This window comes from Streptomyces sp. GbtcB6 (genome assembly GCF_019091475.1).
Classification (GTDB): Bacteria; Actinomycetota; Actinomycetes; order Streptomycetales; family Streptomycetaceae; genus Streptomyces; species Streptomyces hyaluromycini.
This window is the reverse complement of the sequence record NZ_JAGXJL010000316.1, coordinates 1-264: the sequence shown is the minus strand read 5'-3', so window position 1 is coordinate 264 and position 264 is coordinate 1. Positions and strand designations below refer to the sequence as shown.

The window sequence follows — 264 nt, the reverse complement described above, 5'->3', positions numbered from 1 at the left end:
GAGGGCGGCTGGGTGGACTGGCAGGTCGTCCCGCACTTCGCGGCCTCCGGTCCGTACGCCCGGCACATCACCCTCGACGCGACGACCGGCGACATCGCCTTCGGCCCCGCGGTCCGCGGACCGGACGGCTCGCTGCGCCAGTACGGCACGGTGGCCCCGAAGGGGGCGGTCGTCCGGGCCCGCCGCTACCGCACGGGCGGGGGCCGGGACGGCAACGTGGCCCGGGGTGCCGTACAGATACTGCGTTCCTCCATCCCGTACGTC

1 pseudogene is annotated in these 264 nt (G+C 75.4%); it reads left to right on the top strand.

The annotated features are described in order from the left end of the window. A pseudogene (locus KVT45_RS55415) lies at positions 1–264 on the top strand (putative baseplate assembly protein); the annotation flags it as partial.